The sequence below is a fragment of the Streptomyces sp. NPDC058697 genome (genome assembly GCF_042715345.1).
GTDB lineage: Bacteria > Actinomycetota > Actinomycetes > Streptomycetales > Streptomycetaceae > Streptomyces > Streptomyces liliifuscus.
The window spans coordinates 18318-33989 of sequence record NZ_JBHXSU010000043.1 but is presented as its reverse complement, the minus strand read 5'-3'; the positions used below and the strand labels follow the sequence as shown (position 1 = coordinate 33989).

General features: G+C 71.4%; 11 protein-coding genes. All 11 read left to right on the top strand.

The window, feature by feature from the left end; translation table 11 throughout:
* Positions 1-122 precede the first annotated feature (122 nt).
* Positions 123-1775 carry a hypothetical protein gene (locus tag ACFWXQ_RS45240; protein ID WP_383948671.1) on the top strand — a complete coding sequence of 551 codons (1653 nt, stop codon included), beginning with the start codon at positions 123-125 and terminating at the stop codon, positions 1773-1775.
* A 327-nt stretch (positions 1776-2102) separates the two neighbouring features.
* The gene (locus tag ACFWXQ_RS45235; protein ID WP_383948669.1) at positions 2103-2495 is read left to right on the top strand and encodes a hypothetical protein; all 393 of its coding nucleotides are present in this window, start codon (positions 2103-2105) and stop codon (positions 2493-2495) included.
* A 179-nt stretch (positions 2496-2674) separates the two neighbouring features.
* A complete protein-coding gene (pstC, locus tag ACFWXQ_RS45230) occupies positions 2675-3709 on the top strand; it encodes a phosphate ABC transporter permease subunit PstC (RefSeq protein ID WP_383948666.1) in 1035 nt (344 codons plus the stop codon).
* An 87-nt stretch (positions 3710-3796) separates the two neighbouring features.
* Positions 3797-5254, top strand: coding sequence for a phosphate ABC transporter permease PstA (gene pstA / locus ACFWXQ_RS45225; protein WP_383948663.1), 1458 nt, complete (start codon positions 3797-3799; stop codon positions 5252-5254).
* A complete protein-coding gene (gene pstS / locus ACFWXQ_RS45220) occupies positions 5251-6963 on the top strand; it encodes a phosphate ABC transporter substrate-binding protein PstS (RefSeq protein ID WP_383948660.1) in 1713 nt (570 codons plus the stop codon). Before pstA ends, pstS begins: the two co-directional genes overlap by 4 nt.
* Positions 6964-7007: 44 nt before the next feature.
* The gene (locus ACFWXQ_RS45215; protein ID WP_383948658.1) at positions 7008-9461 is read left to right on the top strand and encodes a hypothetical protein; all 2454 of its coding nucleotides are present in this window, start codon (positions 7008-7010) and stop codon (positions 9459-9461) included.
* 264 nt (positions 9462-9725) lie between these two features.
* Entirely contained in the window at positions 9726-10697 is a 972-nt protein-coding gene (locus tag ACFWXQ_RS45210) for a hypothetical protein (RefSeq protein WP_383948655.1), read from the top strand.
* A gap of 152 nt (positions 10698-10849) precedes the next feature.
* Positions 10850-12295, top strand: coding sequence for a hypothetical protein (locus ACFWXQ_RS45205; RefSeq protein WP_383948653.1), 1446 nt, complete (start codon positions 10850-10852; stop codon positions 12293-12295).
* Between the two features lie 374 nt (positions 12296-12669).
* On the top strand, positions 12670-13626 hold the full coding sequence (locus ACFWXQ_RS45200) for a sortase (protein ID WP_383948651.1): 957 nt from the start codon (positions 12670-12672) through the stop codon (positions 13624-13626).
* A 57-nt stretch (positions 13627-13683) separates the two neighbouring features.
* Positions 13684-14532, top strand: a complete 849-nt coding sequence (pstB, locus tag ACFWXQ_RS45195; RefSeq protein WP_383948648.1) for a phosphate ABC transporter ATP-binding protein PstB — start codon at positions 13684-13686, stop codon at positions 14530-14532.
* A 32-nt stretch (positions 14533-14564) separates the two neighbouring features.
* A complete protein-coding gene (locus ACFWXQ_RS45190) occupies positions 14565-15344 on the top strand; it encodes a hypothetical protein (RefSeq protein WP_383948645.1) in 780 nt (259 codons plus the stop codon).
* Positions 15345-15672: the final 328 nt, after the last annotated feature.

Sequence of the window (15672 nt, the reverse complement as noted above, 5' to 3'; positions counted from 1 at the left end):
CGGCACGTCGGTGGGGGCGGAGGCGGTCCGGTGGCCCGGGCAGGGGCGTCCGGTCGCTACTGTCACCACCTGTGCCGGCGCCGGTGCCATCACCGGCGTTCCCACGCGATCCAGGAGTGCATGTGTCGTACGACGAGCCGCTGCGACTGCCCGTGGCCGCGATACCCGAGGGCTGCCGGGACTGGACGGCCGGGCGGGCCGGCAACTGGTCGGCCGCGCTGCCTCCGCGCTGGTCGTTCCTGCGGGTGCGCAGGTCGATCGCGGCAGCCGTGTCCACCTTCGCGCTGTGCGCGGGCGCCTGGGCGGCGATGCTCGGCGGACTGTGGCCGCTCGTCGCCGCGGGATTCGCGGTGTACATCCTCTGGGTGCTCGCACGGCCGGAGCTGGTCTGGGCCGGTGCGCCCGTCCTGCTGCTGGCGCTCGCCCTGGAGGCGCGGGCGCTGCCGTGGGCCCTGACCGCCGTCCTGGCGTCCGCCGTGGTGATCACCTGGGCCGCCGTCGCCGTACGCCTGCGGGCCCGGAGCGGTCAGCTCGAACGGGCGCTGGAGGCCGCCGGGGACGTCACGGCACGGACCCCGGACGCGGACGCCGTGCTCCTGCGCGGCCGTTTCCTGCTCCCGCTCGGCCTCACGGTGCTCGGGCTCGGCGTCCTCACCGGCGCCACCGCGGGCCTGTGGGGCACGGCCGACGACGAGCGGGGCTCCTGGGTCATGGCCATCTACCTGGCCGGGCTCGCCGTGACCGCCCTGGCCTCGGCGTGGCTGGGCCGCCACCGGGCCCTCGCCCTGCGCCGGACCCCCGCGCCCGTACTGCGCGTCCTCGTACGCGATGACGCGCAGGGCACCACGGAGGTGTACGCGGCGGACGACCTCGCCGCGGTGCGCCCGCTCTTCACGGTGGACCTCACGTCGTACGACGGTGAGGAGCCGGACGACGACGAGGACGACGAGGACGGCGAAGGAGGCGACGAGGAACTGGAGCTGCTCCTAGACGCGGTGGACGACGACACCCCCGGGCCGGTCCGCGAGGCCGTCCTCTACGGCGCTCCCTTCGACGGCGCCGAAATCGTGGTCGTCAGCGCCGACGAGGACCCGGACCAGCCGCCGCTCACGGAGTGGTCGACGGGACCGGTCCGGCCGCTGTCGCCGAGCGCGGGCATGAGACGGGTCGCCAAGGAGAAGGCCCGCGAGGAGCAGAACCGCCAACTGGAGGAACAGGCGAGGGAGCTGGTCGTCGACCGGCCGCCCGTCCCGGTCCGCCGCTGGCGTGCGGGCTGGCTCGACTGGGTGGCCGCGGCGCTCCTCGTGCTCTGGGGCGCCTGGTTCGTCGCGATGTGGTTCTCCGAGTCCGGAGCGTCCCTCTGGAAACTGGCACTCCTCGCCGTACTCGGTCTCTACGGAGTCGTACGCGTCCCCGTGAAGCTCGCCTGGCGCATCACCGCCGACCGCTCGGGCCTGTGGGTCACCGGACTGCGCGGCCCCCGGCACGTCCCCTGGGACGACATCCGCTCCGTACGCCGTCAGTCCTTCGAACTGAAGCTCCGCTGGCGCGGCGACAACTGGTCGGTCGCGGCGCCTCGCTGGGCGTGGTTCGAGCGACGCCGGGGCCTGGTCCATCCCTACGACGCCCTGGCGGCCGAGCTCACCGCCATGCGTACGGATCCCGCGCTGCGGCCCACCGGAGAGAGCACCGCACCCGAACGGGGGCGCCCGCTCTGGCCGTTGGCCTTGGTGCTGGGGCTGGTGTGGGCGGCGGTTCTGGTGGTGTGGGGCTGAGAAGCGAGGGGCAGAGAGGCTGAGGGGAACACCGACACCAACTCCTCGGGTCGCCCCGGCCGCGTCCGGTCCCCACCGGGCCGACCCGGTTTCCGCACTCCTGCACCCTTCCTGACGGCAAGACAGATATCTCCGCCCGCCGAACGACAGCGCTTTCCGCCCCACCTTACCTAGGGGTTACCAAGGGGATACCAGCCCATGAAGTGTGCGTCGGGCAGTTAGTTTTGCCTGCCTTGCGTCACAGCTGTCTCAGTAGATTGCACATGTCGCTCACAAGGGGGCCGTACCTGCGGTTCTGCTGTCTCGAAGGGCGGCGGGGGTGGGGAGATGGAGCAGCCCAGGGGGGCGGCAAGACCTGCCGCCGTCGCGGGGATGAGATGTCAGATCGACTTCACGGCGGAAGGCGCTTACGGCTGGCGCCTAGTGGCCCCGAACGGGCGGACCGTGGCGGTCTCGGCGGACTCGCACGACTCGCACTCACAGTGCCGAGCGGCGTTCACCAAACTCTGTGCGAGGCGTGACGAGCTGGTCGGCGGGATCCAGCACAGCTCGGAGGGGGGCGGCTGGGTCTGGCTGCTCTGGGACGCGGCGAACCGCCCCGTCGCGGCGGCGGCACGTACGTACGAACGCCATGCGACCTGCCGATCCGCCTATGACCGCTTTCGTGCGTTGTTACCCGAACTCGACCCGGAGCGGCCGGAGTTATGGGGTGAGTCATGAGGCGCGCCTGGTGATGGCGGAGGTGTGGAGGGTGTGCCGGGGCGGAAGTTGCCCCCAGGGAACCTCTCGTTCACCCTTCGGGATGGGCATGTCAATGGAGGACGTCGAACGTCCCATGTGTGCCCCAGCCGAAACCTCCGAGATCCCCGAGATCTCCCCTGCTCCGGAGAATCCGAAGAGTGGGACCCGGGCGCGGTGGCCCACTGCCCGCCGCGCCCGGGCCACTCGCGTTCGCCGATGACGTACCCCGTCGGCTCTACGCGGACTCCGGTGTGCCGGACCGGGTCTTCCGTACCGTCGCCCGCAGCGGTGGCGGGTTCGTGCTCGCCGTCATGCTCCTGGTCGGCGGCTTTCTGCTGCTGAGGGCCTGGCAGGCACTCGACCGCGCCGGCTGGTCCTTCCTGACGACCGCCGCCTGGCAGCCCGACACCGGGAACTTCGGCATCGCGGCCATCCTGGTCGGTACCGTCCTGATCGCGCTCGTCGCGATCACGGTCGCCGTGCCGCTCGCCCTCGGCGCGGCGCTCTACATCTCCGAGTACGCGCCACCGCGGCTGCGCCGCACGCTGATCAGCGTCGTCGACCTGATGGCCGCCGTCCCGTCCGTGGTGTACGGCCTGTGGGGGGTCTTCTTCCTCGAAGGCAAGATCCTCCCGACCGCCCGCTGGATCGCCACCTACTTCGGCTGGATCCCGATCTTCGAGGTCGACGGCGCGGACCCGCGCGACCCGCTCGCGCCCGAGACCGTCTACACCTCGTCCACGTTCATCGCCGGCCTCGTGGTCGGCATGATGGTCGCGCCCATCATCTGCTCGATCATGCGCGAGGTCTTCTCGCAGGCCCCGGCCGGTGAGCGCGAGGGCGCCTACGCGCTCGGCGCCACCCGCTGGGGCATGATCCGAAGCGTCGTCCTGCCGTTCGGCAAGGGCGGCATGATCGGCGGCACCATGCTCGGGCTCGGCCGGGCGCTCGGCGAGACCATCGCCGTCTTCATGCTCATCTCGCCGGTCTTCACCGTCCAGTGGCACGTCCTGCAGTCCGGCACCAGCTCGGTCTCCTCGCTGATCGCCCTGCGCTACGGCGAGGCCAGCGAGTTCAGCCTGTCCGCCCTGATGGCCGCCGGGTTCGCGCTGTTCGTGATGACCCTGATCGTCAACTTCGCCGCCTCGTCCATCGTCGCCCGCAGCCGTTCCGGCGCGGCCAGTGACGCGTGATGTCCACATGTCGATGACCTCCCGACCGGCCCACCGGCCGGCACCCCGTCGTCGCGGCCACCCGTGCCCCCGAAGGAAAGATCGGCGATGACCGCAGCACCCGAGACCGAGATCCCGGCGAGACCTCGCACCACCATTCCACCCGCCGTGCGCGCCGCCGCCCCCGGTGGTGAACGCAGGCGCTCCGTCGCCCAGTTGAGGGCCAGCGACGTGTACGCGATGGCCGGTGCCGCTGCCGCCGCGCTCGCCCTGACCTGGCTGCTGTTCGCCCGGCTGCTGCCCTTCAACGGCGCGGTCGGCTTCGTCGTCGTCGCGTACGCCCTCTTCCTCGGTCTGTACGCGCTGCTGGTCTCCTTCGACGAGGACGGGCCCGCCGTCGCCGACCGGATCGCGGCCGCCGTGGTCCGCTCGCTGGGCGCAGTACTCCTGAGCGTGCTGGTCTTCGTCGTGTCGTTCACCCTCTGGGAGGGCCGCAAGGCGCTGCCGCACCTGAACTTCTTCACCGAGGACATGCGGCTGGCCGGGCCCCTGGAGCCGCTCAGTACGGGCGGTATCAAGCACGCGATCGCCGGCACCCTGATCGAGATCACCATCGCGTTGATCATCACGGTCCCCGCCGGGCTGGTCTGTGCGGTGTTCCTCAACGAGGTGCCGGGACGCTTCGCCCGGTTCGTGCGGACGATCGTCGAGGCGATGACAGCGTTGCCGTCCATCGTGGCCGGCCTGTTCATCTACGCCACCGTCATCCTCACCCTGGGCTTCCCGGAGTCCGGCTTCGCCGCCGGACTCGCGCTCTCGGTGATGATGCTGCCGATCATCATCCGCGCCTCCGACGTGGTGATCCGCCTGGTCCCCGGCACGCTGCGCGAGGCCGCCTACGCCATGGGCACCTCACGCTGGCGGACCGTCTGGCACGTGGTGCTGCCGACCGCCCGCTCGGGCCTCGCCACCGCGGTCATCCTCGGCACGGCCCGCGGTATCGGCGAGACCTCGCCGGTGCTGATCACCGCGGGCTTCGGTGCCGAGTTCAACGCCAACGCGTTCTCCGACCCCATGGTGTCGCTGCCGCTGGCCGCGCTGAAGCTCGTCGAGTCGCCCGAGCCGAACATGATCGCCCGCGGGTTCGGCGCCGCCGCCACGCTGCTCGTCGTGGTGCTCGCCCTGTTCGTCGTCGCCCGGAGCATCGGCGGGCGCGGCCCCGGACAGCTGACCCGCCGCCAGCAGCACCGCCGGGTCGTGGCCTCCCGCAAGGACGCCCGGCGCTTCGAGATCCGTACGCACCAGGGGCCTCCGGGCGTGGGCCCGGATGTCACCTCGCCGCCTGCCGGGGGGCGTCTGGCGCGCATGCTGCGCGCTCCGCTGGGTGCGTTGTTCGTTCGCCGCGGGCCGGTGGGGGCCGGTCGCGCAGTTCCCCGCGCCCCTTACGGGGCCGGTCGCGCCCTGCGGCGAAGCCGCACATCGATACAGCCCAGCGCCCCTTACGGGGCCGTCCCGCCCCGCATCTCCCTCCGCAAGTCGGCTCAGGATCCGAGGAGTTCGTCGTGAGACCCGCAACCGCCTTCCGCCTCTGTGCCACGGGGCTGGCGCTGCTCTGCGCACTGGTCGCCGTCCGGCCGCCCGCCGCCGAGGCGGCGTCCTATACGAAGATCACCGGCTCCGGCTCGACCTGGAGCTCCAACGCCCTTGACCAGTGGCGGCGCAACATCTCCGCCAACCTCGGCATGACGGTCAACTTCAAGGCCGTCGGCTCCTCCCAGGGACGTGAGCAGTTCCGCAACGGCGTCGTCGACTTCGCGGTCTCCGAGATCCCGTACGGGCTGACCGAGCAGGGCGTCACCGACAACCCGCCCGGCCGCGGCTACGCGTACATGCCGATCGTGGCCGGCGGCACCGCCTTCATGTACAACCTCAAGATCGGCGGGAAGAAGGTCACCAATCTGCGGCTCTCCGCGACGGTGCTCGCCAAGGTCTTCACCGGTGCGATCACCATGTGGAACGCCCCGGAGATCCGCGCCGACAACCCCGGCCTGACCCTCCCGGCCCGCCGGATCGTCCCGGTCGTCCGCTCCGACGGCTCGGGCACCACGGCCCAGTTCACCACCTGGCTGGCCAAGGAGCAGGGCGCGGTCTGGAACGACTACTGCGGGCGGACCGGCCGCGGCAGCTCCTGCGGGATGACCTCGTACTACCCGGTCCTGTCCGGCTCCTCGATGATCGCCAAGTCCGGTTCGCTGGGCGTCTCCGGCTTCGTACGGCAGCCGCAGGCGGAGGGCGCGATCACCTACGTCGAGTACTCGTACGCCATCAAGACCGGCTTCCCGGTGGCCAAGGTCCTCAACAAGGCCAACTACTACGTGGAGCCGACCGCCTCCAGCGTGGCCGTGGCCCTGACCGGCGCGCGGATCAACCAGGACAAGAACTCGCCGAACTACCTGACGCAGATCCTGGACGGCGTCTACCGCAACGGCGACAAGCGGACCTATCCGCTCTCCAGCTACAGCTACATGATCCTGCCGACCTCCATCGGCGGCGACAAGAACCCGATGAACGCGGCCAAGGGCAACTCGCTGGGCACCTTCGCCCGTTACTTCCTCTGCGACGGCCAGCAACAGGCGGAGGAACTCGGCTACTCGCCGCTGCCCAAGAACCTCGTCCAGGCGGGCTTCGACCAGGTCCGCCGGGTGCCCGGCGCGCCCACGTCGGGCGTCGACATCAACGACTGCCGCAACCCCACCTTCTCGGGTGGCAAGAACACCCTGCTGGACAACGCCCCCCAGCCCAAGGACTGCGACAAGAAGGGCTCCACGCAGTGCTCCGACGGCACCGCGGGGGCCAAGTCGAACACGCCGGTCAACCCGGGCGCACAGGGCGGCGGCAGCGCGAGCGGCGGTTCCGCGACCGGCGGTTCCGGCGGCACCACCGGCGGGTCGGGCGCCACGGGCGGTACGGGTGGTACCGGCGCCGACAGTGACGGCGACGGCACCCCGGACACCCAGGAGTCGGCGGCGGCCACCACGACGGGCGGCGGCACCGTCGACCCCGACACCGGCGAACTCGTCAGCGGCGACGGCACCGGCCTCGGCGACAACTCGGTGGTCGCCAACCCGGTCAACCTCGCCTCGGGCCAGCAGTTCGGCCTGCGCGGCGCGCTGATGGCGCTGTCCGCGGTCCTGCTCCTCGCCGTGGTCGTCGGTCCACCGCTCGCGGCCCGCATGTTGTCGGCCCGTGCCCGCCGCAAGGGAGAAACCGCATGAGACCCGTACGAGGGCTGACAGGGCCGACAGGGCCGATACGAGGCATGAGCGGGCGCAGACGGGTCGCGGCGGGCGTCGGCTCGCTGCTGGCCGCCCTGGTGCTCGGTCTGGTGCCGCTGCCGCAGGGCGCCCAGGCGGCGACCGTCGAGGACTCGGCCGTGACGAAGACCGGATCCGCCGGACCGCACGACGACTTCTCCAAGCTGAAGGTCACGGTCCACCAGACGAAGAACCTGCGCGGACAGGGCGTACGGGTCACCTGGTCCGGCGGCAAGGCGGCGCCCACCGGGGCCAAGTACAACAACTACCTCCAGATCATGGAGTGCTGGGGCGACGACGCGGACAAGGGGCCGGACCGCAAACAGTGCGAGTTCGGTGCCGTGGACGGCGCCCCGGCGGGCGGCGGCCGGCTCGTCTCGCCGACCCTGGACCCGCTGGAGACCGACTACGCGACGGACAGCAACAACATTCCGTACATCCCCTTCAAGCCGGTCGAGGGCAGCGCGACCACGACCGGAACGGACTGGACCTACTTCAACAGCCTCGACACCAACGCTCAGACCTGGCTGCCCAACGACTCCGACGGCAACGGCGAGACGGTGTTCGAGATGCGGGCGTCAGTCGAATCCCCGCATCTGGGCTGTGGTGCGCGGACCACCTCGTCGGGTGCGATCAAGCCCTGCTGGCTGGTCGTTGTCCCGCGGGGCGAGCACGAGACCAACGGCACCACGGGAAACAGCGGTTCGGTGCGCAGCTCCGCGCTGCGCCAGTCGAACTGGAACCAGCGGCTGGTCTTCCGGCTGGACTTCCTGCCGGTCGGCAGCAACTGCTCCCAGGACACGGCCGAGCGCCGCACCATCGGCTCCGAGCTGATCACGGACGCGATGACGTCGTGGCAGAGCGCGCTGTGCGGCGCCGGTGCCGGGCGGTTCACGTTCACCCAGTCCGGCGAGGGCGAGGCGCGCGAGCGCGTCACCGCGCCGAGCGACACGTCGCCGGGCCTCGGCTTCACCGTGCAGCCGGTGGAGGCGGTCGAGGAGGGGCCACCGGTCGTACAGGCGCCGGTGGCGATCAGCGGACTGACCGTCAGTCTCTACTGGAGATACGACGTAACCGTCGGTGAGGGGTCGGGCTCGTACATCGCGAACCGGCAGCTGCGCGACGTGAAACTGAATCAACGGCTGCTCGCCAAGATACTCACCCAGTCGTATCAGCAGAGCGTGGCCGCAGCGGCCTACCTTCCGGACTACATCAAGTCGAACCCCGAGAACATCGGAGCCGACCCGGAATTCCAGAAACTGAACCCCGACTTCCCGGCCAAGAGTGGGGTGGCATTTTCTCCCTGGGGGCTCCTTGTCTCCACGGAGAACTCCGACGCGGCCACCATGGTCTGGCGGTACATCCAGCAGAACAAGGAGGCGCGGGAATTCCTCACGGGCAAGGCCGATCCGTGGGGCATGAAGATGAATCCGTCGTACCAGGACATGGACCTCGACACGACACCGCTCGACTACTTCCCCAAGGCCGACCCGACGACGTCGAAGGCGCCCTGCGACACCCCGGAGAACACCCTGCCGTTCGACGGCACCGACCTCGTCCCTTACACCAACGACATGCACGACGCCGCGCAGAAGGTCCGCAACGGCTACGGCGGCCAGCTGTACCAGTGCGGACAGTCGGGCTCCGGCTGGAAGCTCAGCGGTACCCGGCCGGCAGCGACCAACGCGCGGGAGTTCGGGATCGTCGACTCGGCCTCCAGCAACCGCTACCAGCTCGATGTCGCCGCCCTGCCCAACGCCGACGGCACGTATGTGAAGCCCACCGCGGACGCCATGCTCAAGGCCGTCTCCGGCATGCCCGACTCGTCGGTGGCCGGAGTGAAGACCCCCGACCCGGCCAAGGCCCGGAACGGCGCCTATCCGCTCACCGCCGTCGTCTACGCGGCCTCCTCCGTCGACCAGGCCAAGGCGGCACGCCAGGACTACGCCAAGGTGATCAGGTACGCGGCGGGCGCGGGCCAGACCCAGGGCACCGCGCGCGGCGAACTGCCGTACGGCTACGCGCCGTTGCCCAAGGCGCTGCGCGACCAGGCGCTGCGGGCGGCGACCACGCTGGAGACCTGGGTGGCGCCGGCCTCCTCGGACGATCCGGACGGGCCCGCGGAGAACGGGCAGGGCTCCGGCGGCACCGGCGGCGACGGGACGACCTCGGGCGCGGGTGCCGGCTCGGCGGCCGGCGGGGTCGCCGCAGGCGGAAGCGGTACGGAAGGCGCGTCCGCGGGCGCGAATCCCGACACGGCGGACACCAGCAGGCCGTCCGTCACACAGACCGACCCGGCGAAACAGAACGTGGCCAAGTCGGGCGGCACCACGCCCTCGGAGGTGCTCGGCATCATCCGGTGGGTGCTGCTCGCCGTGCTGATCGCCGGCGGCGTCGCCGCGCTGGCCGGCCCCGTGATGCTCCGGCTGTCCTCGCGGCGGGCCCCCGCCGGGGGTTAGCCGCAGGGCGGAGTCCGATTTCCCGGGATCCGGCGGTTCCGGGAAATCGCTCTTCCCGTCACCGAATTCTCTAGGTGTCACCTTGGAAATGAGTTCTTAACTCAATGGGTGGCTGGATTTGGTGGCCGTTGTGAAGCGGTGTGCGGAATTGTTTGCCGCGGCCGGCCGACGGGCCGGCGGGAAACAGAATCCGGATCCTGCTTGATGCTCCATTCTGCTTCACGCTCCATTCCTCGCAATCCGTTTTGACGGAGGAGAACAGTAGTGAACGTCAAGTCCCGTGCACGTATCGGTGCCGTTGTCAGTGCGGCCGCCCTCGCCGTCGGTGCCATGGCCGCCCCGGCCGTCGCCGACCCGTCCAACGGCTTCCGGGTGCTCGCCGGCGCCGGTTCCGACACGACCCAGGATGTCCTGAACGGCCTCGGTGACTCCGTCGACGGCGGCAACACGGTCGCCTCCTACGACGCCACCGGCACGGCCACCATCAAGACCCGTGCCACCGGCTGTGTCATCAACCGCCCCAACGGCTCCTCCGCGGGCATCGACGCGCTGCGCAACGCCGTCGACAACAACACGGGCTGCCTCGACTTCGCCCGTTCCTCGCGCGGTCCGGCCGACACCTCGACCACGGACCTGACCTGGATCCCCTTCGCCAAGGACGCGGTCACCGTCGCGGTCCGCGGGGACAGCGCGCTCAGCAACGACCTGGACCTGACCACGGCCCAGCTGCACGACGTCTACACCTGCTCGCTGACCTCGGTCAACGGCGTTGCCCTCACCCCGCTGCTGCCGCAGACCAACTCCGGCACCCGCACCTTCTTCCTCGGCCAGATCGGTGTGGCCGAGTCCGCCGTCGGCACCTGCGTCGGCTCGATGCAGGAGCACAACGGCGAGGCGCTGGACAGCGCCGGCGACATCGCCCCGTACTCCGTGGCCCAGTACATCGCGCAGACCGGCGGCATCGTGAACGACCGCCACGGCGCCACGGTCCTCGGCCAGGTCAACGGCTCGGCGCCGCAGAACGCGGACGGCACGCTCAACGTCGACTTCACCTACAACCGCGACGTCTACAACGTCGTCCCGACCTCGAAGCTGTCGAACGCCACCATCGCGTCGACGTTCGCCGGCTCCGGCTCGAAGGTCTGCAACGACGCCGACACGATCCAGCTCTACGGCTTCGGCGTGATCACCAACTGCGGTGACACGACGGACCCCGACCTCAAGGGTGAGCGCTGATCACCGGCTTCACGACCTGACGCTCAACGGCCGGGCACCCCCAGGGTGCCCGGCTCAGCGGCGTATCCGGTCACCGGCCGCCGCCCAACCCGGAACCAAGCCGACCCGGCCCCGAAACCGACTCGACCCGAACCCTGTGGGGGGACCACCACATGAACCGCCAGACACTGCTCAGATCACCCGCGGCACTGCTGATGTGCTGCGCCCTGTTGCTGGGGGCCCTGTCGGGAGTGCTCGCGTTCGCGGGCCAGGCAGCGGCCGTCACCTCCACCGGGAAGTTCACGCTCGCGCCGGCCACCGGCAGCATCAAGGCCCCGCTGAGCGCCACGTCCGCCAGCACGGACGCGGGGTGCCCCGAGACCAGCAACCCCACGGCCATGTTCCTCTGGCTGCTCAAGCCGGGAAGCACCACCGTCGCCAAGCAACTCGCCAAGAGCACCTCGGCGGACACGATCTCCAAGACCGCGCCCTTCACGGTCCCGCTGACCCCGGGCACCGCGACCGTGGAGTCCCAGCTGCGCTCCTACGTGGCGGAGGGCTCCCTCGACGGCAAGTACACCCTGGCCCTGGCCTGCGGCGCCGGTCTGACCAACAACGTCCCGGCCTTCACCGCGATCGTCCAGGTCACCGGCGAGACCTGGACGCTGGTCCAGACGCAGACGACCACCGTGGCCCTCGACGGACCCTCGACCCCCGTCGGCGGCTCGCTCAAGCTGACGGCCACCATGACCCCGGCCGCCGCCGCGGGCAAGGTCGAGTTCGCCTACACCGGGACCACGAACGACACGTCCACCCCGGTCGGCACGGCCGACGTCGTGAACGGCAAGGCGGAGTTCACCACCACGGCCCCCGCGGCCGCAGGCAACCACTTCTACTCCGCGGCCTTCACGCCGACCGACGCGGACGCCTTCAGCGCGGCGCAGGCGACCAAGGTCATCCAGATCACCGCGGCGAACCAGTCCCCCTCGCCCACCCCGTCGTCCACCGACCCGTCCCCCAGCCCCTCCACCCCCGCCGACCTCGAAGTGACCGACGAGAGCGGCACGGTGCTGGAGGCCAACCCGAACCTCAAGGCCGGGCAGACCGTGAAGATCACGGCGCGTGGATACACCAAGGACGCCACGGTGAAGGTCGCGCTCGCCGACAGCGAGGAGAAGTACACCGACGCCAAGGCGGACGCCGACGGCACCGTCAAGGACTACTCGTTCACCCTGCCGAAGAAGCTCGCGGACGGCGATCACACGCTGACCCTCGCCGAGGACAAGACCGAGGGCCACAGCGTCCAGTTCGCCTTCACCACCGGAGTCGTCGACGACCCGAGCGACGAGCCCAGCCCCAGCCCTTCGGAGACCGACTCGGGCACGGTCGGCGGTGCCGACGGCGGCACCTCGGGTGACACGAGCGGTTCCGGTGGCGCGGGCGGCTCCGGCGGCGACACCGGCGGCTCGGGCGGCGGCGGCAGCATGGCCTCCACCGGCGCCCAGATCGGTTCCATCGGCCTCGCCGGCCTTGCGCTGCTCTGCGCGGGTGCGGCCCTGGTCGTCCACGTCCGCCGCAAGGGACTGCTGACCTTCGGCGACACCCCGAACCACCTCTGACGCACCGCACGGCCCGAGCGGCCCTGCCGGCAACGGCCGACGGCCGACCACCGACCACCGGGTCCCGGGGCTCAGCCACCGGACCCGGTGGCGGCGGCGGTCGGCCCCGGTGGCGACCGTCGGGTCCCGGCGGCTGTCGGTCCCGGAGGCGCCGGTGGCTCCCTCGCCGTCCCCGGACCGTCCCCGGGCCGACCGCCTCAGCCCCGGCCCATGGCCCCAGCCCCCGGACGCAACGCCGCCCACCGATCCGCACACCTACCGAACCGCCCACTCACCGAACCAGCCCATCCACCGAACCGCCCGCCCGCCACCGAACCGTCCGCCCGCCCGTCCACCGAACCAGCCCGCCCGTCCGCCCGAGGAGCGCACCCACCGTGTCCGTGCTGGCCCCACCACCTCCGACGCAGCCCGCCGCCGCCCCGCCGCCGCCCGCCCCCGGGGCGCGCCCGCCCGTGCGGCGTGACGACGAAGCCCGGCCGCCCGCCCGTCCAGGACTCGCGCTGGCCGGCGCCACGCTGTGCGTGCTGGCCGCCGTGCTCTTCGGGTTCGCCGCCAACCTCACGATCGTCGGGCACCTGCAGCACTCCCGCGACCAGCAGACCGCGTACGACGACCTGCGCGAGCAACTCGCCCTGGGCACCGCACCGGTGGGCCAGCGCACCTACGACGGCAAGCCCCTCGCGCTCGGCGCGCCGGTCGCGCTGCTGCGCATCCCCGCGCTCGGCCTCAAGGAGGTGGTCGCCGAGGGCACCACCTCAAGCGTGCTGATGTCAGGGCCCGGCCACCGCCGCGACACCCCGCTGCCCGGACAGGCCGGCACCGTCGTCATCATGGGCCGCCAGTGGGGCTACGGCAGCCCCTTCAACAACCTGCACAGCCTGCCCACCGGCACCCGCTTCGAACTGACCACCGGCCAGGGCAAGTCCGTGTACGAGGTCATCGGCATCCGGCACGCCGGAGACGAACTGCCCGTCCAGCTGGGGCAGGGCCAGGGGCGGCTCACCCTGATCACCGCGAAGGGCGCCCCGTACACGCCCAACGGCCTGCTGCGGGTGGACGCCAAACTCGTCTCCGACATCCAGCCGAACCCGCCGCGCGCGATCAGGTCCGGCTGGATCGACCCCTCCGAGCAGGCGCTCGCCGGCCAGAACGACGCCTGGCTCGCCGTCTTCCTGTGGACACAGGGGCTGCTCCTCGCCTCGCTGATCACCGTCTGGCTGTACCGCGTGTGGGGCCGCTGGCAGACCTGGATCTGCGCGGCGCCCGTACTGGCCGCACTCGGCCTCGCCGACTCCGCGGCGCTCACCGCGCTGCTGCCGAACGTCCTCTGAACCCTCCCCGGAACCCCTTCCGAACCCCCCAGCCCCGTACGGGAGTTGACACTCGCAATGTCCACCGAAACCACTGCCGTCGCCGACGTCACGGACACCGTCGTCCAGCCGCGGATCGTCGTCGGGCAGGGGCCCGCGAACCTGGAGGCCGAGGACGTCTCGGCGTGGTTCGGCGACCACAAGGTCCTCGACCGGGTCTCGCTCACCATGCCCGCACGCCAGGTCACCGCCCTCATCGGTCCTTCCGGCTGCGGCAAGTCGACCTTTCTGCGGATCCTCAACCGCATGCACGAGCTGATCGGTTCGGCCTCGCTCGCCGGGCGCGTACTGCTCGACGGCGAGGACATCTACGACCGCGGCCGCCGTATCACCAGGGCCCGCCGCGAGATCGGCATGGTCTTCCAGAAGCCCAACCCCTTCCCCGCGATGTCCCTGTACGACAACGTCCTGGCGGGCCTGAAGCTCAACGGCATCAAGGCGTCCCGCGACGGCCGGGACGACCTCGTCGAGGAGTGCCTCACCAAGGCCGGACTGTGGAAGGAGGTCAAGGACCGGCTCCGCCAGCCGGGCGGCGCCCTCTCCGGCGGGCAGCAGCAACGCCTGTGCATCGCCCGCTCGTTGGCGATCCGCCCCCGCGTGCTGCTGATGGACGAGCCGTGCTCGGCCCTCGACCCGACGTCCACCCGGCGCATCGAGGAGACCATCGCCGAGCTCAAGTCCGAGGTCACCATCGTCATCGTCACCCACAACATGCAGCAGGCCGCGCGCGTCTCCGACACCTGCGCCTTCTTCCTGGCGTCCCACGGCACACCGGGGGTGATCGTGGAACACGGGGACACGGAAGCGATGTTCGGCTCACCCCGCGACGAAAGGACGTCGGACTACGTGAACGGCCGGTTCGGGTGATCCGGGTGATCCGGGTGAACCGGGCGAGCCGCGTGACTCGGCCGAGGGGCCGCGGCCGCTCGTACGGCCGTGGCGCGGCCGCAGCCCTCTGTCTCGCGGCGCTGGTACTGACCGGCTGCGCCCCGGGCGGCGGGAACGGCCGTACGTCCGCGGACGGCAACGCCCGTACGACCGAGGGGGCGCCCCCGACGTCGACGCTGCCGTCCGCCTCCGCGCGGAGCCCGGCCGCCACCGGGCCCGCCCCGCGGTCCACGACGAGCCGGGCCCCTGACGCCGGTGACCCCGGCCGCCCGTCGCCGTCCGCCACCGGCCGGGTGCGAGGCCCCGACCTGTCCCGCCCCGCCCCCTCACGGACCGGGACCGGGACGACGGCACCGCGCACCACCGCGGCCCCCTCGCCCTCCCCGGAAGGGCGGGCGAGGTCCGGCGCACCGACCCGGGCCCGCACGGACACCGTCATCACCATCGGCAACTGGTCCGCACGGGTCGTCCGAGGCGGCCAGGACGCGGTCGACGCCTGCCAGGACGCCGTCCAGTGGACCGGACCCGCCCTCGGCACCGAGAACGGCTACCGGCTCCGCACCGCCGTGCTCGTCGGCCACGACTACTGCGGCTTCGACCGGTTCGCGACGCTCCCGGTCGGCTCGACGGTCACGGTCCGCTCCCCGCGCGGGAGTTGGACGTACCGCGTGTACGCCACCTACGTCACCCCCGGCCGCGGCGCCCCGGCGGCCGGACTGTACTGGGGCGACCTCACCCTGCAGTCCTGCGTGGGACCGGACACGGGTTTCAGCTATCTGATGCGTGTCTGACTCGTCCGGCGCCCGGAGGGCGGGCGCCGGGACACCCCGTGTCCGGTCCTGTGGCACACCCGCCGTGGGACAGGGGAAGGCGGGGGCACACGTGCCGGTCGCCGCCACGGGGGGATGCGGAGGCGTCCGAACACCGGTTCCATAGTGGGGCGGACGGGGCCGGGACAGGCAGCCGGGAAGGATGCGGCGGCCCAACTCCCGGTGAATCAGGCCGGGGACGCGTACGGCCGGAAACAGCCGGAGCCGTTGGGGCCGGCTGCGCCGACCGGCAACCTTCGCGGGAGTCGGCGGCGACCTGAGGGTGAAATCCCGTCCCCCACCAAGGGAG